Origin of the sequence: Pantoea stewartii subsp. stewartii, assembly GCF_008801695.1 — a bacterium.
Lineage (GTDB): Bacteria > Pseudomonadota > Gammaproteobacteria > Enterobacterales > Enterobacteriaceae > Pantoea > Pantoea stewartii.
On sequence record NZ_VZPF01000024.1, the window covers coordinates 1 to 21675 of the forward strand.

The 21675-nt window shown below is 55.3% G+C and carries 14 protein-coding genes, 1 pseudogene and 1 riboswitch; of the genes and pseudogenes, 11 read left to right on the forward strand and 4 right to left on the reverse strand.

Annotated elements, in window-relative coordinates:
• Positions 1–207 precede the first annotated feature (207 nt).
• Positions 208–699 carry an acetolactate synthase small subunit gene (ilvN, locus tag F7Q90_RS08825; RefSeq protein ID WP_006117664.1) on the reverse strand — a complete coding sequence of 164 codons (492 nt, stop codon included), beginning with the start codon at positions 697–699 and terminating at the stop codon, positions 208–210.
• A gap of 2 nt (positions 700–701) precedes the next feature.
• Positions 702–2426 carry an acetolactate synthase 3 large subunit gene (ilvI, locus tag F7Q90_RS08830; RefSeq protein ID WP_006117663.1) on the reverse strand — a complete coding sequence of 575 codons (1725 nt, stop codon included), beginning with the start codon at positions 2424–2426 and terminating at the stop codon, positions 702–704.
• 903 nt (positions 2427–3329) lie between these two features.
• Here ilvI and leuA point away from each other — a divergent pair.
• The 4 genes from leuA to leuD are packed head-to-tail and all read left to right on the forward strand — an operon-like array spanning position 3330 to position 8004.
• Positions 3330–4892 carry a 2-isopropylmalate synthase gene (gene leuA / locus F7Q90_RS08840; protein WP_006117662.1) on the forward strand — a complete coding sequence of 521 codons (1563 nt, stop codon included), beginning with the start codon at positions 3330–3332 and terminating at the stop codon, positions 4890–4892.
• A 2-nt stretch (positions 4893–4894) separates the two neighbouring features.
• On the forward strand, positions 4895–5986 hold the full coding sequence (gene leuB, locus F7Q90_RS08845) for a 3-isopropylmalate dehydrogenase (protein WP_006117661.1): 1092 nt from the start codon (positions 4895–4897) through the stop codon (positions 5984–5986).
• A 4-nt stretch (positions 5987–5990) separates the two neighbouring features.
• A complete protein-coding gene (gene leuC / locus F7Q90_RS08850) occupies positions 5991–7388 on the forward strand; it encodes a 3-isopropylmalate dehydratase large subunit (RefSeq protein ID WP_006117660.1) in 1398 nt (465 codons plus the stop codon).
• 10 nt (positions 7389–7398) lie between these two features.
• On the forward strand, positions 7399–8004 hold the full coding sequence (gene leuD / locus F7Q90_RS08855) for a 3-isopropylmalate dehydratase small subunit (protein ID WP_006117659.1): 606 nt from the start codon (positions 7399–7401) through the stop codon (positions 8002–8004).
• Between the two features lie 72 nt (positions 8005–8076).
• On the opposite strand, the gene F7Q90_RS08860 is transcribed toward leuD, so the two are convergent.
• Positions 8077–9255, reverse strand: coding sequence for an MFS transporter (locus F7Q90_RS08860; RefSeq protein WP_006117658.1), 1179 nt, complete (start codon positions 9253–9255; stop codon positions 8077–8079).
• A 253-nt stretch (positions 9256–9508) separates the two neighbouring features.
• Between F7Q90_RS08860 and sgrR the strand changes: the two are divergent.
• The 4 genes and pseudogenes from sgrR (at position 9509) to thiQ (ending at position 14611) form a co-directional block, all read left to right on the forward strand.
• A pseudogene (gene sgrR / locus F7Q90_RS08865) lies at positions 9509–11170 on the forward strand (HTH-type transcriptional regulator SgrR).
• Between the two features lie 35 nt (positions 11171–11205).
• A riboswitch (TPP riboswitch) is annotated at positions 11206–11310 on the forward strand.
• A gap of 43 nt (positions 11311–11353) precedes the next feature.
• On the forward strand, positions 11354–12340 hold the full coding sequence (gene thiB, locus F7Q90_RS08870) for a thiamine ABC transporter substrate binding subunit (protein WP_006117657.1): 987 nt from the start codon (positions 11354–11356) through the stop codon (positions 12338–12340).
• On the forward strand, positions 12316–13926 hold the full coding sequence (thiP, locus tag F7Q90_RS08875) for a thiamine/thiamine pyrophosphate ABC transporter permease ThiP (protein WP_006117656.1): 1611 nt from the start codon (positions 12316–12318) through the stop codon (positions 13924–13926). The genes thiB and thiP overlap by 25 nt, the downstream gene beginning before the upstream one ends.
• The gene (gene thiQ / locus F7Q90_RS08880; protein ID WP_006117655.1) at positions 13910–14611 is read left to right on the forward strand and encodes a thiamine ABC transporter ATP-binding protein ThiQ; all 702 of its coding nucleotides are present in this window, start codon (positions 13910–13912) and stop codon (positions 14609–14611) included. The genes thiP and thiQ overlap by 17 nt, the downstream gene beginning before the upstream one ends.
• On the opposite strand, the gene F7Q90_RS08885 is transcribed toward thiQ, so the two are convergent.
• A complete protein-coding gene (locus F7Q90_RS08885) occupies positions 14608–15372 on the reverse strand; it encodes a DedA family protein (RefSeq protein ID WP_006117654.1) in 765 nt (254 codons plus the stop codon). The two genes, thiQ and F7Q90_RS08885, sit on opposite strands and share 4 nt — an antisense overlap.
• A gap of 167 nt (positions 15373–15539) precedes the next feature.
• Between F7Q90_RS08885 and polB the strand changes: the two genes are divergently transcribed.
• From polB to rluA, 3 genes are all read left to right on the forward strand, one after another.
• On the forward strand, positions 15540–17900 hold the full coding sequence (polB, locus tag F7Q90_RS08890; RefSeq protein WP_006117653.1) for a DNA polymerase II: 2361 nt from the start codon (positions 15540–15542) through the stop codon (positions 17898–17900).
• 155 nt (positions 17901–18055) lie between these two features.
• On the forward strand, positions 18056–20962 hold the full coding sequence (gene rapA / locus F7Q90_RS08895) for an RNA polymerase-associated protein RapA (RefSeq protein ID WP_006117652.1): 2907 nt from the start codon (positions 18056–18058) through the stop codon (positions 20960–20962).
• A gap of 37 nt (positions 20963–20999) precedes the next feature.
• Complete coding sequence (rluA, locus tag F7Q90_RS08900) at positions 21000–21653, forward strand: bifunctional tRNA pseudouridine(32) synthase/23S rRNA pseudouridine(746) synthase RluA (protein ID WP_006117651.1); 654 nt, start codon at positions 21000–21002, stop codon at positions 21651–21653.
• Positions 21654–21675: the final 22 nt, after the last annotated feature.

Sequence of the window (21675 nt, forward strand, 5' to 3'; positions counted from 1 at the left end):
AATGGAGGCGAAGCGCCTCAAGGAGCCATGTCCGGTGTTTCACGCGATAGTGTCCATTAAAAAATGATGGACACTATTTTCCCGGAACCGGAGCCCGCTGCACAGACGGTTTAAATGTGACGCTTACGTAAACCTTGTTCTGCACAAAAAAGAAAAAACCCGGCATTTCGCCGGGTTACATTCGTTTTAGATCGTTACGGCGCGTGATTAACGCATTATCCGTTCGCCACGTGAAACACCAACGATGCCGGAGCGCGCGACTTCTACAATTTCAGCCACTTCGCGTACCGTGCTTAAGAATGCATCCAGCTTATCGCTGGTGCCTGCCAGCTGAACCGTGTAAAGCGAAGGCGTCACATCAATAATCTGGCCCCGGAAAATTTCTGCGCTGCGCTTTACCTCTTCGCGGCCATAACCTGTCGCCTGAATTTTCACCAGCATAATTTCACGTTCGACGTAAGCGCCCTGCCCTAACTCGGTCACACGCAAAACATCGACCAGCTTGTGCAGCTGTTTCTCAATCTGCTCCAGGACTTTCTGGTCGCCAACAGTCTGAATCGTCATGCGTGACAGCGTAGGATCGTCCGTGGGCGCAACCGTCAGGCTCTCAATGTTGTAGCCACGCTGTGAAAAGAGGCCAACAACACGAGACAATGCGCCGGATTCGTTTTCCAGCAAAACCGATAAAATGCGACGCATAATTAAGTCCTCTCCGTTTTGCTCAACCACATCTCATCCATACTGCCACCGCGAATCTGCATCGGGTAAACATGCTCACTGCCGTCAACGTTAACATCAACAAACACCAGTCGTCCTTTTGCCAGAGTTTCCAGTGCCAGCGTCAGCTTCTCTTCCAGCTCCGCTGGATGACTGATGGCAATGCCTACGTGACCATAGGCCTCCGCCAGGCGAACGAAATCAGGCAATGATTCCATATAAGACTGAGAATGGCGGCCAGAGTAAATCATGTCCTGCCACTGTTTCACCATGCCCAGGAAGCGGTTGTTCAGGTTCAGCACTAATACCGGCAGATCATACTGGAGCGCGGTCGAAAGCTCCTGAATGTTCATCTGAATACTGCCATCGCCCGTCACGCAAATCACCGTTTCGTCAGGCAGCGCCATTTTGACACCCAGCGCGGCAGGCAGGCCGAAGCCCATGGTGCCGAGGCCACCAGAGTTAATCCAGCGACGGGGTTTATCAAAGGTGTAGTAGAGCGCGGCAAACATCTGATGCTGCCCTACGTCCGATGTCACGTAAGCATCACCATTAGTAAGACGGCAGATGGTTTCGATCACGGCCTGGGGTTTGATTTTGTCACTGGTACGATCGTAGGCAAGGCACTGACGTCCGCGCCAGGTCTCAATCGACTGCCACCAGTCACGCAGACTGTCTAACTGCTGCTTCGCCTCCGTGTGATCAAGCAGTTCCAGCATCTGCTGTAACGTCTGTTTTGCATCGCCCACAATCGGAATATCCGCGGAGACCGTTTTGGAAATCGACGTCGGATCGATATCAATATGCATCACGGTGGCGTTCGGGCAGTATTTTGCCAGATTGTTGGTGGTGCGATCGTCAAAACGTACACCAACGCCGAAGATCAAATCGGCATTGTGCATCGTCATATTCGCTTCGTAGGTGCCGTGCATACCGAGCATACCTACGCACTGGCGATGGCTGCCAGGGAACGCACCCAGCCCCATCAGTGAAGTCGTGACCGGAATATTCAGGCGCTCAGCCAGCTGCAACAGCTCGGCTTCACACGACGACGTAATGGCACCGCCGCCGGCATAGATAACCGGCTTATGCGCCGCCAGTAAGGTTTGTAACGCACGCTTAATCTGGCCTTTATGGCCCTGAATTGTCGGATTATACGAGCGCATGCTCACTTCCTGCGGATAGTGATAAGGCAGCTTATTCGCAGGATTAAGGATATCTTTTGGCAGATCGATAACCACCGGTCCCGGGCGACCGCTGGATGCCAGCCAGAAAGCTTTTTTCAGTACCGTCGGGATCTCTTCGGTGTTTTTCACCAGAAAACTGTGTTTCACCACCGGGCGGGAAATCCCCACCATGTCACATTCCTGGAAGGCATCATAACCAATCAGCGAAGACGGCACCTGACCCGACAGAATGACTAACGGAATAGAATCCATATAGGCGGTCGCGATACCGGTGATCGCATTGGTTGCACCCGGCCCGGACGTCACCAGCACCACACCGACTTCACCGGTTGCGCGTGCCAGACCATCGGCCATGTGGACCGCACCCTGCTCGTGGCGGACCAGAACATGGTCGATGCCCCCCACAGTTTGCAGTGCATCATAGATATCGAGTACTGCGCCACCCGGATAACCGAACACTTGCTTCACGCCCTGGTCGATCAACGACCGGACGACCATTTCGGCTCCTGACAACATCTCCATTTTCTGCCTCCCGGCTTGAGGAACTGAATCCACTGGCGACGGCTTTTCCGCTAGCCATATGCATCCTGCCCTGTTTCGCCAATTAAAATCAAAACCTTATGTTTTTGCTAAGACCGCAGAACTCATTTCTGCGATCCAGATACAGAGAATTCTGCTGGGTTAATTTTTCTAAGAGTAGGTCGATTACCATAACCGTAGAAAAACGGGCTGGCAAACGCCAAACGCATTTGATGAAAGGCGGCGGGATTCAAAGCCTCTGCTCGCCAACTTTTGCCTGCGATTATTAAACTAAATACGTTCAATAATGGCAGAGGAAAATGCTGTGAATGATATTTTTTGTAGCCATATCTAAGAAATAAAAAAAACCTATGACGGACGGACTCAGCCAGCCATCTTTTCCTCATGCGTTTTTATGGCGTAATTATCTTATAAAAATTTAAAGCGCATGAGATTATGCTGCCTGAGATGGCCTGATTATGGATAAAGCGATACTGGAATATTAATTTATCATTATATTTCATCACCTTAAAAAGCAGCCTTTCTTCTGCAACCCCGTATCAGCAGTAATGAACGTCATGGGTTCTGTCCGCCTCGTTTAATACTCTGTGAGCGTCAAAAATGTCAGAACATTTTTCTTTGTGGCGGCTGAAAATAACCCTTCGCTTATGGTTGACATCGATTGTTGATTCCAGTACCAATAGATGCAGCAAAAAATTCACGGGGTTTGAAACATGTCACGTTCTTTTCGTCTATCAGGTCTACTACTTATCGCAAATTCTCTGCGCGGTAGACTTGTGGGCGAAATCAAACACTGATTCGAACCTGCTAAAAGTTAAAAACCCGCGCCTGTCGCGGGTTTTTTTATGCTCGTTGCAAGGCAAGAAACGCAAAAGGATGAACACGATGAGCCAGCAAGTTATTATTTTCGATACCACTCTGCGTGATGGTGAACAGGCCTTACAGGCCAGCCTGAGTGTGAAAGAAAAACTGCAGATTGCGTTAGCGCTGGAACGTATGGGCGTTGATGTGATGGAAGTCGGCTTCCCCGTCTCGTCACCAGGTGATTTTGAATCCGTACAAACCATTGCGCGTACTATTAAAAACAGTCGGGTTTGCGGCCTGGCGCGCTGCGTTGAGCAGGACATTGATGCCGCCTACGAATCATTGCGGGTTGCCGAGGCCTTCCGAATCCATACCTTTATTGCCACCTCGCCGATGCATATCGCCACGAAACTGCGCAGCACATTACCCGAGGTAATTGAGCGGGCGGTGCGCATGGTAAAACGTGCCCGTAACTATACGGACGATGTTGAATTCTCCTGTGAAGACGGTGGTCGTACGCCCATTGACGACCTGTGCCGCATGGTCGAAGCCGCCATAAATGCGGGCGCAACCACCATCAATATCCCTGATACCGTTGGCTATACCCTGCCGAATGAATACGCCAACATTATCAGCCAGTTAATCAACCGCGTACCGAATATCGACAAAGCGATTCTGTCTGTGCACACACACGACGATTTAGGCATGGCCACCGGCAATGCGATTGCAGCGGTGCAGGCCGGGGCGCGTCAGGTGGAAGGGACCTTGAACGGCCTGGGCGAACGTGCCGGTAACTGTGCGCTGGAAGAAGTGATCATGGCGATTAAAACCCGCCAGCAGATCATGAATGTCCATACCAACATTCACCATCATGAAATTTATCGTACCAGCCAGATGATTAGCCAGATCTGCAATATGCCGATTCCGGCCAACAAAGCGGTTGTCGGATCGAACGCGTTTGCCCACTCGTCGGGCATTCATCAGGACGGCGTGATTAAGAATCGTGAAAACTATGAAATCCTGACGCCAGAATCCATTGGCCTGCATAAAATTCAGCTTAATCTGACATCCCGTTCCGGTCGTGCAGCGGTAAAACATCGCATGGAAGAGATGGGCTACACAGAGAGCGAATACAATCTGGATTCCCTGTATGACGCTTTCCTGAAACTGGCGGACAAGAAAGGTCAGGTTTTTGACTACGACCTGGAAGCGCTGGCTTTCATCGACAAACAAAACGAAGAGCCTGAATTTTTCCAACTGAATGATTTCACTGTGCAGTCAGGCTCCAGTATTACGGCGACCGCGTCGGTCAATCTGGGTTGTGGCGAACAGACGAAATCAGAAGCGGCGACCGGGAACGGTCCGGTTGATGCGGTTTATCAGGCCATTAACCGAATTACCCAGTTCAATGCCGAGCTGGTTAATTACAAGCTGACGGCAAAAGGCCACGGCGAAAATGCCCTGGGCCAGGTCGATATTGTGGTGAGCTACAACAACCGCAAATTCCACGGCGTTGGTCTGGCGACAGATATCGTCGAATCGTCTGCCAAAGCGATGGTGAACGCCTTAAACAACATCTGGCGAGCCAAACAGGTCGAGAAAGAGTTACAGCGCAAGTCTAAAGATCAGAAGGAAACGGTGTAATCATGTCAAACTCTTCACATATCGCAGTACTGGCGGGCGACGGTATCGGCCCGGAAGTGATGGCGCAGGCTATCAAGGTATTAGATGCCGTTCGTCAGCGCTTTAATCTGCGTATTACCACCAGCGAATACGATGTGGGTGGCATCGCCATTGACCGCCATGGTGAACCGCTCCCCCCGGCCACTGTAGCCGGTTGTGAGCAGGCTAATGCGATTCTGTTCGGTTCCGTGGGCGGGCCAAAATGGGAGCACCTGCCCCCGGCTTCCCAGCCCGAACGTGGCGCGCTGCTTCCCCTGCGTAAGCATTTTAAACTGTTCAGTAACCTGCGCCCGGCGGCGCTGTACAGCGGTCTCGAAGCGTTTTGTCCACTGCGCAGCGATATCGCGGCACGCGGTTTCGACATTCTGTGTGTCCGTGAACTGACCGGCGGCATCTATTTTGGTCAGCCGAAAGGACGAGAAGGCAGCGGTCCGCATGAACGCGCGTTTGATACCGAAGTCTACCATCGCTTTGAAATCGAACGTATTGCACGTCAGGCTTTCGAGTCCGCCCGCAAGCGCCGCAACAAAGTGACCTCCGTGGATAAAGCCAACGTACTGCAAACCTCGGTCATGTGGCGCGAGATCGTCAACGAGATTGCGAAAGATTATCCCGATGTGCAGTTGAGCCATATGTACATCGACAATGCCACCATGCAGCTGATTAAAGATCCTTCTCAGTTCGACGTGCTGCTGTGCTCAAACCTGTTTGGCGACATTCTGTCAGACGAGTGCGCGATGATCACCGGTTCTATGGGCATGCTGCCCTCAGCCAGCCTGAGCGAAGACGGCTTTGGCCTCTACGAACCGGCTGGCGGCTCCGCACCGGATATCGCCGGGCAGAACATTGCCAACCCGATTGCTCAGATTTTGTCGCTGTCACTGCTGCTGCGCTACAGCCTGAACGCCGATGAGGCCGCTGCCAGTATTGAACGCGCCATCAGCCGTGCGTTAGCCGAAGGTTACCGCACCAAAGATTTAGCCGGTGATGGCCCTGCGATTAGCACCGATGAGATGGGCAGCATCATTGCTCGCTTTGTCGCCGAGGAAAAATAATAAAATGAAAACTTTATACCAGAAGTTATTTGATGCACATGTCGTTCACGAAGCGCCGAATGAAACGCCGCTGCTCTATATTGACCGTCACCTGATTCATGAGGTGACCTCACCGCAGGCGTTTGATGGCTTGCGGGCGCACGGTCGTAAAGTGCGCCAGCCGTCGAAAACCTTCGCCACCATGGATCACAACGTTTCTACCCAGACCAAAGATATTCATGCCTCGGGTGAAATGGCCCGTATTCAGATGCAGGAGCTGATCAAGAACTGTGCGGAATTTGGCGTGCAGTTATATGACCTGAATCACCCGTTCCAGGGCATCGTGCACGTCATCGGTCCGGAACAAGGCATGACCTTACCGGGCATGACCATTGTCTGCGGTGACTCGCACACGGCTACACACGGCGCTTTTGGCTCGCTGGCCTTCGGTATCGGTACCTCTGAAGTCGAGCATGTTTTTGCCACCCAAACCCTGAAACAGGGCCGTGCTAAAACCATGAAGATTGAAGTGACAGGTACGGTTGCCCCGGGCATTACGGCGAAAGACATCGTGCTGGCCATTATCGGCAAAACCGGCAGCGCGGGCGGTACCGGCCATGTTGTCGAATTCTGTGGTTCCGCGATCGAAGCGCTGAGCATGGAAGGCCGCATGACGCTGTGTAACATGGCTATCGAGATGGGCGCAAAAGCCGGTCTGGTGGCTCCCGATGAAACCACCTTCGCCTACCTGAAAGGACGTCAGTTTTCACCGGAAGGTGAGAAATGGGCGCAGGCCGTTGAATACTGGCGCACGCTGAAGTCCGATCCGGACGCGAAATTTGACCGCGTCGTGACGCTGCGTGCAGAAGAGATCGCCCCGCAGGTTACCTGGGGAACGAACCCTGGGCAGGTTATCGCGGTGGATGCGCAGATTCCCGACCCGGCCTCGTTTGCGGATCCCGTGGAGCGGGCATCCGCAGAGAAGGCGCTGGCTTATATGAACCTGCAACCCGGTATCAAACTGACCGACGTCAGCATCGATAAAGTCTTTATTGGTTCCTGCACTAACTCGCGCATCGAAGATCTGCGCGCCGCCGCCGCGATTGCCAAAGGGCGTAAAGTTGCGCCGGGCGTTCAGGCTCTGGTGGTGCCAGGTTCAGGCCCGGTTAAAGCCCAGGCCGAAGCCGAAGGGCTGGATAAGATCTTTATTGAGGCCGGATTTGAATGGCGCCTGCCTGGCTGCTCCATGTGTCTGGCGATGAATAACGACCGCCTGAATCCCGGCGAGCGTTGTGCTTCAACCAGTAACCGTAACTTCGAAGGCCGCCAGGGCCGTGGGGGACGGACACATTTGGTCAGCCCGGCGATGGCCGCTGCTGCTGCCGTTAATGGCCATTTCGCTGATATTCGCAGCCTGACATAAGGACTCCATCATGGCAGAAAAATTTACGCAACATACGGGTTTGGTGGTGCCACTGGATGCCGCTAACGTCGACACCGACGCCATCATTCCAAAGCAGTTTTTGCAGAAAGTGACGCGTGTTGCTTTCGGTGCGCATCTGTTTAACGACTGGCGTTTCCTGGACGATCACGGCCTGGAGCCTAATCCGGATTTCGTGCTCAACTTCCCGGAGTACAAAGGGGCATCCATCCTGCTGGCACGTGAAAACTTTGGCTGTGGTTCGTCACGTGAGCATGCGCCATGGGCACTGACCGATTACGGTTTTAAAGTCGTCATCGCGCCGAGCTTTGCCGATATTTTTTATGGCAACAGCTTTAATAACCAACTGCTGCCGGTCACGTTGACTGAGGAGCAGGTAGACGAATTGTTTACCCTGGTAAAAGCCCGTCCGGGCATCCGCTTCGAAGTGGATCTGGAAGCGCAGGTGGTTAAAGCCGGCGACAAGACCTACAGCTTTAAGATTGATGATTTCCGTCGCCACTGCATGCTGAACGGACTGGACAGCATCGGCCTGACGCTGCAGCACGAAAGCGCGATTTCAGCTTACGAAAATAACCAGCCCGCCTTTATGCGCTAAGCTTCGTTATCACCGTACGGCCCGGTCTGCTGACCGGGCTTTTTTTTGTCCTGCGCATCTCACAGGCGCGGATCACGCCTCTTTGACTCTTCTGATCATCACCAACGTAACCAGCGAAATCGCTGCAATCACCCAGTACACACTGCCGTGCCCAAAATGTTCAACCAGCGCACCCTGACATAGCCCCGCCAGGATAATCCCGGTCGAAATGCTGTTAGTAAACAGGGTGGTGGCCGCGCCCGCCCGTCCAGGCATCAGATCCTGAAACCACAACATGCCAATGCCTGCGACCACGCCGATAAACAGGGCGTTAAACACCTGCAGGATCAGCAGCGCCAGATGGCTGTGAAACAGGATAAGGCCGCTGTAGAACACGACGGCAGCAGCCACGGCGGCGGCCATCATATTCCGCTTGCCCCATCGTTTGGCGTAAAAGCCCGCCACGATCATGACCGGGATCTCCAGCCCGGCAGCCGTACCCATTAAGATTCCGGCCAGATTTTCAGGTAAGCCCAGATCCGTACTGATCCATAACGGCATGTCGATGATATACATGGTGTTGCAGGTCCACATCAGCGTCGATGCGGCAAACAAAATACGCACATCACGAATACGCCAGCCACTCAGCGGAATTCCGCCTGACTGCATCAGGGACGCGGTGCGCGGCACCGAGGGCACCGTGAACCAGATCAGCAGAAAACAGAGAAAAAACAGCCCGGCGGCCACGCTGAACAACGTGACAAAGCCAAAATTCAGCGCCAGCGCAAATGACAATGGCGGGCCAATCACCCAGGCCAGCGAGACCTGAGCACGCATGATAGAGCTGAACATCACCACTTCGCGCGAAGCACTGTCGGCATATTCACGCGCCAGGGCAAAAAGCTGCGGCATGGCGACATTCGCCAGCGACGACAGCAGTACGCCCAGCGTTATCAGCGTCAGATAATGGCGGGTAAAGGCGAACAGGAGCGCGTTTGCCAATGCCAGCATGCAGCACAGCAAGATGCTATTGCGGCGATCGCCGACCCGGTCGGAACGTTTTGCGATCATCATGCTCACCACAATCCCGGCAACGGCATTGAGGGTAAAAAACAGCCCAACCCACAGCGGCGGCACCTGCACTTCTCGCGATAAAAACAGGCTCAGCGTCGGTGCCTGAAGCGCGCCCGCTACGCCGAGGATAAAGGCGGTCACCATAAAAGCGAAAAACACTGGATTGAAACGGCGCGAGAATGCTAACAAAGATTTCATGCCTTATCCCTGACAGAACAACAATAGAAACGGGAAGCGTGTCCCCCGACCATAACCTGCAACGTAAAAAAAACCAGCAGAATAACTCTGCTGGCAAAATCGTAGCACACTACTCAGAAGGGACGGGCATCGCTGCCGTCCATGTCAGAGCGCCATCCATCGCTGAATGCCTCCCGCTCTTCCAATGCGAGAAAGTTTGCCTCTAAAATAGGGCAGGAAAAACAGAGCAGGTTTCAGAGGGAGTTCCTCTTTTATGTCGTCATCACGTCTGAAGCAGCAGTTCATTCGTCTGTGGCAGAGCTGTCAGGGGCAATCGCAGGAAACCACCCTGGGTGAACTGGCCGACGCCCTGCACTGTTCACGTCGCCATATGCGGAACCTGCTTAACAGGATGCAGGAAGCCGGCTGGCTCACCTGGCAGGCGGAGGCCGGACGGAGCAAGCGATCCGTGCTCACCTTCTGCTACACCGGACTAACCTTGCAGCAGCAGCGCGCTGAAGACCTGCTGGAACAAGATCGTATTGATCAACTGGTGCAGCTTGTCGGCGATAAAGATCAGGTCAGACAGATGATCAGCGCGCATCTGGGCCGCAGTTTCCGGCAGGGAAAACATATTCTGCGCGTCCTCTACTATCGCCCTCTGCTCAATCTGCTGCCTGGATCGCCCCTGCGTCGGTCAGAAACCCATATCGCTCGTCAGATTTTTAGCGGTCTGACACGCATAAATGAGGAAAAAGGGGAAATCGAAGCCGATATCGCTCATCACTGGCAGCAACATTCGGATCGACACTGGCGCTTTTATTTACGTCCGGCTATCCGTTTCCATCATGGCCGGGAACTCGACATGGACGATGTGATTGCCAGCCTTGAGCGCCTGCGCCAGCATCCGCTGTTTTCCCATCTTCAGCGACTTGACTCCCCTGCCCCCTGGACGCTGGATATCTATTTAGATCAGCCCGACAGCTGGCTACCCTGGCTGTTGGGCAGCGTCAGCGCCATGATTCTGCCGCGCGAGTGGCCCGATATGCGCGATTTTGCCCGTCAGCCCATAGGGACAGGGCCCTATCGGGTCATCCGCAATCAGCAAAGTCAGCTGAAGATCGAAGCCTTCGACGACTACTTTGGCTATCGCGCCTTGATCGATGACGTGTCGGTATGGGTGCTGCCCGAAATCAGTGACGAAGTGGTTTATGCCGGTGTTCGCCTGCAGGGCGAACAGGCCGATGAGAAACAGGAAGAGAGTCGGCTTGAAGAGGGCTGCTACTTTTTACTTTTTGACCAGCGCTCCGCGAAGGCAGGCGAACCGGGCATTCGACGCTGGCTTAGCTTCCTGCTTAACCCCATTGCCTTACTGAACAATGCGGATCTGGGTTAACAGCGTTACTGGTTTCCTGCTTACGGCCTGCTGCCCCGCTGGCACCACCGGCGCGATTTGACACCGGTAGAAAAACCCGCCGGTCTGACGCACCTGACGCTGACCGTTTATAACCAGCACATTGAGCACGTCAGTATCACCGATGCCTTGCGTCCACTACTGGCGCAACACGACGTGACGCTGGACGTGCGTGAGGTCAGTTATGAATCCTGGCATCAGGGCACAGGTGAAAGCGATATCTGGCTCGGCAGCGTCAACTTTACCCTGCCCCTGGACTATTCTCTGTTTGCGCTGTTATACGAAGTCCCGTTGTTGCAGCACTGCCTGCCGGTGAACTGGCAGCAGGATGCTGCGCGCTGGCGTGAGAAAACGCTCCCCCTTGCTGAATGGGCGAAACAGCTGGTTGAAAGCAACTGGCTTCATCCGTTGTTTCATCACTGGCTGCTGCTGGAAGGCCAGCGCAGTATGCGCGGAGTACGGATGAATACGCTGGGGTGGTTTGACTTTAAATCCGCCTGGTTTGCACCGCCTACGCTGTGATCCTTTCCCGGCGGGCATTAAATGACTAGAATGTGATGTTCTCAACGGGGTGCCTCTTTCCATCATGTCAGAGCGCTGAGATATACCCGTCGAACCTGAATCGGTTAAGGCCGACGTAGGGATTTGAGAGGCAACTTTGCTCAGATCCTTTGCGACTCAACCCTGCCGCTATAGGAGCGCAAAGTGTTAAAAAACGTCCTGCCCGTGCTGCTGTTACTCTCTTCCCCGGTCTTCGCGGCCAAACCTGTCCTGACGGTTTACACCTATGATTCGTTTTCCGCTGACTGGGGACCCGGTCCGGCCGTTAAAAAAGCCTTTGAAGCCCAGTGCGGTTGCGAACTGAAATATGTGGCCCTGGAAGACGGGGTTTCGCTGCTGAATCGCGTCCGTCTGGAAGGCAAGAACAGCAAGGCCGATGTGGTCTTAGGGCTGGATAACAACCTCCTGCAGGCCGCGCAACAAACCGGGCTGTTTGCCAAAAGCGACGTTGATACCGGTAAATTGCAGGTTCCCGGCGGCTGGAAGGACACCACCTTTGTGCCCTTCGATTACGGCTACTTCGCGTTCGTCTATAACAAAAACACGCTGAAAAACCCACCAAAGAGCCTGAAAGAACTGGTCGAAAGCCCCGAAAAATGGCGCGTGATTTATGAAGATCCCCGCACCAGCACGCCGGGCCTTGGCCTGCTGCTGTGGATGCAAAAAGTCTACGGGGACAAGGCGCCTGAAGCCTGGCAAAAGCTGGCAAAGAAAACCGTCACGGTGACCAAAGGGTGGAGTGAAGCCTACGGTCTGTTTCTGAAAGGCGAGAGCGATCTGGTGTTGAGCTATACCACGTCGCCGGCTTATCACATTATTGAAGAGAAGAAGGATAACTATGCCGCGGCACCGTTTGCCGAAGGCAACTATCTGCAGGTGGAAGTGGCAGCCCGCCTGGCTAACAGCAAACAACCAAAACTGGCAGAGCAGTTTATGCAGTTCATGGTCACGCCCGCTTTCCAGAATACGATTCCAACCGGCAACTGGATGTACCCGGTGATCAAAACCGACCTGCCTGCAGGCTTTGCTTCTCTCAGCGTGCCGAAGACGGCATTACAGTTTTCGCCTGAAGCCGTCGCCAGCCACCGTTCACAATGGGTCAGCCAATGGCAACGCGCCGTGAGCCGCTGATCCCCTTCTGGCTGATTCCGGGTTCACTCGCCACGTTGCTGCTCTGCAGCGTGGCGTTGTCAGCTTTTGCTGCACTGTGGATGGCGGCCCCGGCGACCGACTGGCGCGCGGTTCTGCAGGATACCTATCTGCATCATGTGATTGGCTTTTCATTTACGCAGGCGCTGCTCTCCGCCCTGCTCTCTTTGCTGCCGGCCATTCCGCTGTCCCGGGCTCTTTATCGACGCCGTTTTCCTGGCCGTCAGGGATTATTACGCCTGTGCGCCATGACGCTGGTCTTGCCGGTGCTGGTCGCGGTATTTGGTCTGCTCACTGTCTATGGTCGGGTGGGCTGGCTGGCCCGGCTTTGCGTCTGGCTTGGCGTGGACTATCACTTCTCGCCTTACGGGCTTCAGGGCATTTTGCTGGCCCATGTTTTTTTCAACCTGCCGCTGGCCACGCGCCTGATGCTGCAGGCGCTGGAAAGCATTCCGGCCGAACAGCGTCAGCTTGCTGCACAGCTGAATATCCGTGGCTGGCATCACTTTCGGCTCCTTGAATGGCCGTGGCTACGTCGCCAGTTACTGCCTACCGGTGCGTTGATTTTCATGCTCTGCTTCGCCAGTTTTGCCACGGTTCTTTCACTGGGTGGCGGGCCGCGGGCCACCACTATCGAACTGGCCATTTTTCAGGCTTTAAGTTACGACTACGATCCGGGACGCGCCGCACTCCTGGCGTTGATTCAGCTTGGCTGCTGCCTGGTGCTGGTGCTTCTCAGTCAGCGCTTCAGTCACGCCATTCCCGCTGGCAACACGCAGCGCCAGGGCTGGCGCGATCCGCAGGATTCCGTGCTGGCGCGCATCAGCGACATTGCTCTCATCGGTTTAGCCTTGCTGTTACTGCTACCGCCTCTGATCGCAGTGATTATTAATGGCCTGGACGGCGGACTGCGCGGCGCCTTGCAACAACCGGCGTTGTGGCAGGCAACATTCACCTCACTGCGCATCGCCCTGGGCGCTGGCGTGCTGTGCGTGTTACTGACGACCATGCTGCTCTGGAGCAGCCGCGAACTGCGCCTGCGCCAGCGTAAACTTGCCGCACAATTTATGGACACCAGCGGTATGCTGATTCTGGCCATGCCGGGTATCGTGCTGGCAACCGGCTTTTTCCTGCTGCTGAATGCCACTACAGGGCTGCCCGATGCGGCAGATGGCGTAGTGATGTTCGCCAATGCACTGATCGCCATTCCCTATGCCCTGAAAGTGCTGGAAAACCCGATGCGGGATATCGCAGAACGCTACTACCACCTGTGCGGCGCATTAGGGATCAGCGGATGGAACCGCCTGACGCTGATAGAACTCCGTGCACTGAAGCGGCCATTGGCACAGGCGCTGGCGTTTGCCTGCGTACTGTCAATTGGAGACTTTGGCGTCGTGGCGCTGTTCGGTAACGCCGATTTCCGTACGCTGCCTTTCTACCTCTATCAGCAGATTGGTGCCTATCGCGGGGCCGACGGAGCCGTTACCGCATTACTGTTGCTGGTGCTCTGCCTGTCTCTGTTTACTCTGATGGAAAAATTACCGGGTCGCCATGCTGACACTGAATAATCTGACTTACCTGTATCAGCATTTGCCGATGCGTTTTTCCCTTCACGCCGGGCGCGGCGAACGGCTGGCGATTCTTGGTCCAAGCGGCGCGGGTAAGAGTACGTTGTTAAATCTGATTGCCGGCTTTCTGCCCGTCAGCCAGGGCAGTCTGATAATGGATGGCGTCGATCATACCCACAGCGTGCCCGCTCAGCGCCCGGTATCGATGCTGTTTCAGGAAAACAACCTGTTTCCGCATCTCAGCGTGGAACAGAATCTGGGGCTGGGCTTACATCCCGGGCTCAGGCTGACTGCGGACCAGCGTCAGCAGGTAGCCACCATTGCACAGCAGGTCGGGCTCAGTGAGATGCTGTCGCGCCTGCCAGGCCAGCTCTCAGGTGGACAACGTCAGCGCGTAGCGCTGGCACGCTGCCTGCTGCGCGAGCGGCCGGTATTACTGCTGGATGAACCTTTCTCGGCGCTTGATCCGGCACTGCGTGGCGAGATGCTCAACCTGGTGCGTACCGTCTGCGAAGCCCGTGAAATCACATTACTTATGGTGTCGCACAGTCTTGAAGATGCGCAGCAGATTGCGCCACGCAGCGTGGTGGTGGTAGATGGACGGGTTTACTGGGATGGCGCAACGGACCGGCTGCTGTCAGGGGACGTGCGGGAAGCCGATGTGCTCGGCATCCCACGTCGTTAACCGATAAAGACCTGCCACAGCAGGTGGCGGAAAACTGGCATCATCGGGTGAAACTGAATACCGACGAAGGCCGCAACGGCCACGACCAGGCCCAGTGGCGCGAGCCAGCGCAGTCGTTCAGGCGGCAAATACGCGGTGGCCCAGTCGCGGGTCTTTTCACCGCGCCACCAGCGCCAGCACAGCCAGCATCCCAGCCACACCACAAGGGCAACGGCAACCAGCAGCCAGATAAAGTGACCGCCCTGGGCTTCTTTCGGGACATCAATCGCCACGCCTGCCAGAATCCCCGGCAACAGATAAAGCGGGGGCCATAAAATACAGCCGATCAGATTGGGGGGCAGAAACTTGCGTACCGGCAATTCCAGCATACCTGCCGCCAGCGGGATCAGCGGGCGAGTGGGTCCCACAAAACGGCCGACCAGAATGGTAAACATGCTGTGCTGATACAGCGCATGTTCGGTTTTATCCAGCAGCCCTTTGTATTTTTGCAGGTATTTCCAGCGATGAAGCGGCCCCTGAAATTTCCAGCCAATCCCGTAAGAAACCCAGTCGCCAAGCAGACAACCGACGAAGCCAGCGGCCCAGGCGGGATACAAACCGATCTGCCCACTGCCCACCAGCGCGCCAAGGCTCGCCATCATCACGGTGCCGGGGAGCAGCAGCCCCACAAACGCCAGTGACTCCAGAAACGTCACCAGCGCCACGGCAAACAGCGCCCACTCCAGCGACTGTGTAATCAGGTGTTGAACCCAGGCTTCCATATCAATCCTCAGAAAAAGCAGAAGGCTGGATTGTCCAGAGCAGACATCACAGCGTCAAGGCAAGAATTGTAGGCCAATATTGACAAAACGCACCGGGAGACACTGGATAAATATCCATGTTATACTTTTTAACCGCATGTCCGATTCGCTATCAGCCTGGAGAATACGTGAATAAGCCCCGCGCAGGGTTTCTGCTGAGCCGTCACTGGCGCGATACGGCGCAAGGCACCGAAATTACGCTCTGGCTGGCCACCGATGACGGTGCTCAGCGCGTCGTGCTGCCTGTGCAGGAATCGGTGACGTTTATTCCCTGCGAGTACCAGGCGCAGGTCGAAACGCTGCTGCAGGACGAGCGCCAGGTGCGCATGCAGCCTCTCCAGTTAACCGATTTTCGCCGCCGGCCGGTATTTGGCCTTTACTGCCGCCAGCATCGCCAGCTTCAGTGGATTGAAAAGAAACTGCGCGAAAACGGCATTCCCCTTTACGAATCCGATATTCGTCCGCCTGAACGCTATCTGATGGAACGGTTTATCACCGCGCCCGTGTGGTTCGATGGTGACGCGCAGGGCGATGCGCTGGTTAACGCCCGGCTCAAACCGCATCCTGACTACCGCCCACCGCTGAAATGGGTCTCTCTGGATATCGAAACCACCCAGCATGGCGAGCTTTACTGCATTGGCCTTGAAGGCTGCGGCCAGCGTCAGGTTTACATGCTGGGACCGCCTAACGGCGATGCCAGCGCACTGGATTTCGAACTCATTTACCTGGAAACCCGCCCTCAACTGCTGGAGGCGCTCAATCGCTGGTTTGCCGACCACGACCCCGATGTGGTGATCGGCTGGAACGTGGTGCAGTTTGACCTGCGCGTTCTGCAGAAACATGCCGACCGCTATGGCATTCCGTTACGCCTGGGCCGCCAGCAGGCTGTACTGGAATGGCGTGAGCACGGTTTTAAACCCGGCGTGTTTTTTGCCCAGGCGACAGGTCGGCTGATCATTGACGGTATTGATGCGCTGAAATCCGCCTTCTGGGATTTCCCCTCTTTTAGTCTGGAGTCGGTTTCACAACAACTGCTCGGCGAAGGCAAAGCTATTGATAACCCGTGGCAGCGCATGGAAGAGATAAACTGGCGTTTTGCCAACGATAAACCGGCGCTGGCACGCTATAACCTGAAGGACTGCGAGCTGGTCACACGCATCTTCCATAAAACCGAGATCATGCCGTTTTTGCTGGAGCGCGCCGCCGTTAACGGGCTGGCGGTCGATCGCCACGGCGGCTCTGTGGCGGCCTTCAGCCATCTGTATATTCCCCGCATGCATCGGGTTGGTTTTGTCGCCCCCAATCTCGGCGATGTTGCGCCGGAAGCCAGCCCCGGCGGCTATGTGATGGATTCCCGGCCAGGCCTGTATGATTCCGTATTGGTGCTGGATTACAAAAGTCTTTATCCCTCGATTATCCGCACCTTTCTGATCGATCCCGTCGGCCTCATCGAAGGGCTGGCGCACCCAACGGATGCGGATTCGGTGCCCGGCTTTCGTGAGGCGCGCTTCTCACGCGAAACGCATTGCCTGCCCGCGATTGTGGAACAGATTTGGCAGGGGCGCGAAACCGCGAAAAAACAGGGCAATAAGCCCCTGTCGCAGGCCCTGAAAATCATTATGAATGCGTTTTATGGCGTGCTGGGCACCAGCGCCTGCCGCTTTTTTGATCCTCGCCTGGCCTCGTCGATTACGCTGCGCGGTCATGCCATTATGCAGCAAACCCGCGAGCTTATTGAAGCCGAAGGCTATGATGTGATCTATGGCGATACGGATTCTACCTTTGTCTGGCTGAAGTCCGCCCGGGATGAAGCCGAGGCGGAAGCAACAGGCCGCGCACTGGCCGCGAAGGTCAATGACTGGTGGCGTGAACATCTTCAGCAGCAATATGGCCTGACGAGCGCACTCGAACTGGAATATGAAAATCACTTTTGCCGTTTCCTGATGCCGACCATTCGCGGTGCCGAACAGGGTAGTAAGAAACGCTACGCGGGATTAATTCGTGAAGGCGACAGTGAACGTATGGTATTTAAAGGGCTGGAGTCCGTCCGGACCGACTGGACGCCACTGGCGCAGCAGTTTCAGCAGGAACTCTACAGCCGGATATTTCATCGTCAGCCCTGGGAAGAGTACGTCCGCACAACCGTAACACAGCTGCTGGCGGGCGAACTGGACGATCAGCTCATTTATAAGAAACGCCTGCGTCGTCCGCTGAAGGAGTATGAACGCAATGTGCCGCCTCACGTGCGCGCCGCCCGTCTGGCGGATGAACACAACCGTAAACTGGGTCGGCCGCTGCAATATCAGACCGGTGGCCGCATTCGCTATGTGATAGCGACGGGCGGCCCCGAACCCGTTGAAGCCCGGACCACGCCGCTCGACTACGATCACTACGTCACGAAACAGCTGCAACCTGTTGCCGAAGGCATTTTGCCTTTCGTCGAGGGTGACTTTGCTACACTGATTACCGGGCAACTGGGGCTTTTTTGACAGGTGACGAATGCCCTGCCATCCAGTACCATAACGCCCTTCCTCAAAACTCACTGCTCTGACATACGCACCAGGCCCCTTTTGCCTGGTTGACATGCTATTGCCTGAGAATGGGGAACACCTTCAAAAACGTTAAAAATTCGAGCAAAAATTATATGGTTTTTACATTAGGTCAGCGTTGGATTAGTGATACAGAAAGTGAACTGGGATTAGGTACCGTGGTGGCGATCGATACTCGCATGATCACGCTGCTCTTCCCGGCCACAGGGGAAAATCGCCTCTACGCTCGCAGCGACTCGCCCGTCACCCGCGTGATTTTTAACCCGGGCGATACCGTGACCAGCCATGAGGGCTGGCAAATGCGGGTGGATGAAGTCCGTAATGACAATGACCTGATAACCTATATCGGTACGCGCCTGGATACTGAAGAAACCAACGTGATGCTGCGTGAAGTCATGCTCGACAGCAAACTGGTGTTCAGCAAGCCCCAGGATCGTCTGTTCGCTGGCCAGCTCGATCGCATGGATCGCTTCGCCCTGCGTTTTCGTGCGCGTAAATATCAAAGTGAACAGTACCGCCTGCCCGTCAGTGGCCTGCGTGGGATGCGTACCAACCTGATTCCCCACCAGTTGCATATCGCCCATGATGTGGGCCGTCGCCATGCACCGCGCGTTCTGCTGGCGGATGAAGTGGGTCTGGGTAAAACCATCGAAGCCGGTATGATCATTCAGCAGCAACTGTTGGCTGGCCGCGCTGAGCGCGTACTGATTGTGGTACCAGAAACGCTGCAACATCAGTGGCTGGTTGAAATGCTGCGCCGCTTCAACCTGCGCTTTGCGCTGTTCGATGACGATCGTTACGCCGAAGCCCAGCACGACAGCGACAATGCCTTCGACACGGAACAACTGATTATCTGTTCGCTGGACTTTGTTCGTCGCAATAAGCTGCGTCTTGATAAGCTGGCCGACGCGGACTGGGATCTCCTGGTGGTCGATGAAGCGCATCACCTGGCCTGGTCTGAAGGTGAGCCAAGTCGTGAATACCAGGCCATTGAAAAGCTGGCCGAAAACATACCAGGCGTACTGCTACTGACCGCCACGCCAGAACAGCTGGGCATGGAAAGCCACTTCGCACGCCTGCGCCTGCTCGATCCCGATCGTTTTCACGACTTCGCCGCCTTCGTCGAAGAGCAACAGCATTTCCGTCCGATTGCCGATGCGGTCACCTCCCTGCTGGCGGATAATCCCATCTCGCAAGACGAGATGAATATGATCAATGAGCTGGTTGGCGAGCAGGATATCGAACCGCTGCTACAGGTCGCCAACAGTGACCGCGAGGGCAAACAAGAGGCGCGCCAGGAACTCATTTCCATGCTGATGGATCGCCACGGCACCAGCCGCGTGTTGTTCCGTAACACTCGTAACGGCGTGAAGGGCTTCCCGAAACGGGAATTGCATACCATTCGCCTGCCGTTGCCGGCTCAGTACCAGACGGCCATCAAAGTTTCCAGCATCATGGGCGCGCGTAAAAGCGCCGAAGAACGCGCGCGCGACCTGCTCTATCCGGAGCAGATTTATCAAGAGTTTGAAGGCGACACCGGCACCTGGTGGAACTTCGATCCACGTGTAAAATGGCTTATGGGCTATCTGACCAGCAACCGTAAAGAGAAGGTGCTGGTGATTTGCGCGCAGGCCGCAACCGCTCTGCAACTGGAGCAGGTATTACGCGAGCGTGAAGGTATCCGTGCCGCCGTATTCCACGAAGGGCTGTCGATTATTGAACGCGATCGGGCTGCGGCCTGGTTTGCCTCAGAAGAAAACGGCGCACAGGTTCTGCTGTGTTCAGAAATCGGCTCTGAAGGCCGTAACTTCCAGTTCGCCAGCCGCCTGGTTATGTTCGATCTGCCGTTTAACCCGGATCTGCTGGAGCAGCGCATCGGACGTCTGGATCGTATCGGTCAGGCGCATGACATTCAGATTCTGGTGCCATGGCTGGAAAAAACCGCTCAGGCGGTCCTGCTGCGCTGGTATCACGAAGGGCTGGATGCCTTTGAGCACACCTGTCCGACCGGCAGAACCCTCTATGACAGCGTGCACGCTGAACTGATTAATTATCTGGCTGCGCCGGAAAACAGTGAAGGCTTTGATGACTTTATCGACGCCTGCCGTAAACAGCATGACGCGCTGAAATCTCAGCTTGAACAAGGTCGGGATCGGTTACTGGAGTTGAACTCGAACGGCGGCGACGCCGCGCAGATGCTGGCGAATACCATTGCCGAGCAGGATAACGACACCGAGCTGGTCAACTTTGCCCTGAATCTGTTTGATATCGTGGGCATCAATCAGGAAGATCGTAGCGATAACCTGATTGTGCTGACGCCGTCAGATCATATGTTAGTCCCGGATTTCCCGGGCTTACCTGAAGACGGTTGCACCATCACGTTCAACCGCGATCAGGCCCTGTCGCGTGAAGATACCCAGTTTATTACCTGGGAACATCCGCTGATCCGTAACGGCCTGGATCTGATCCTGTCGGGCGACACGGGCAGTTGTGCGCTGTCGCTGCTGAAGAATAAGGCATTGCCTGTCGGCACGCTGCTGGTAGAACTGATTTACGTGGTGGAATCTCAGGCACCTAAGCATCTGCAGTTAACCCGTTTCCTGCCGCCAACGCCTCTGCGTTTGCTGTTAGATCGCAAGGGCACTAACCTGGCAGGTAAAGTGGAGTTCGAGAGCTTCAACCGTCAGTTGAATGCGGTCAACCGCCATACAGGCAGTAAGCTGGTGAACGCCGTTCAGCAGGATGTTCACGCTATTCTTACCCTGGCGGAAAAAGAAGTCGTCAGTGAAGCAAGTGCCATAATCGATACGGCACGGCGCGAAGCGAGTGAAAAGCTGGGGGCCGAGTTATCGCGTCTGGAAGCCCTGAAAGCCGTCAACCCCAATATTCGTGACGATGAAGTTGACGCGCTGGAAAGCAATCGCGAGCAGGTGCTGGAAAGTTTGGATGAAGCCACCTGGCGCCTGGATGCGCTGCGTCTGATTGTGGTTACGCATCAGTAAGTTCAGGGCCGCAAGGCCCTCTTTTTTGGAATAATGTATGGAACCCTATAATCCGCCGCTTGAGCCCTGGCTGCACATTCTCTATCAGGATGCGCACATCATGGTGGTGAATAAGCCCAGCGGCCTGCTTTCCGTGCCGGGTCGACTTGAGGCGCACAAAGACAGCGTGATGACGCGGATCCAGCGGGATTATCCTGAAGCCGAATCGGTGCATCGGCTGGATATGGCCACCAGCGGCGTGATTGTCGTCGCACTGACGAAAGCCGCCGAGCGTGAACTAAAACGTCAGTTTCGCGAGCGCGAGCCCGCCAAAACCTATGTCGCTCAGGTCTGGGGACATCCGGCAGAGGAAAAAGGCCTGGTGGATTTGCCCTTGATTTGTGACTGGCCCAACCGGCCAAAACAGAAAGTGTGTTTTGAGACGGGTAAGTCGGCACAAACCGAGTATCAGGTGGTGGAATATCGGGACGATAACAGCGCACGCGTCACGTTGAAGCCCATTACCGGCCGTTCGCACCAGTTGCGCGTGCATATGCTGGCGCTGGGCCATCCGATACTTGGGGACGGTTTTTATGCTCACCCGGAAGCCAGGGCAATGGCAAGCCGGCTTCTGCTGCATGCCGAATCGCTGACCATCACGCATCCTGCGTTTGGCAGTGCGATGACCTTCAAGCAGCCCGCCGATTTCTGACCGGCCCGTTTATGACTCGCGC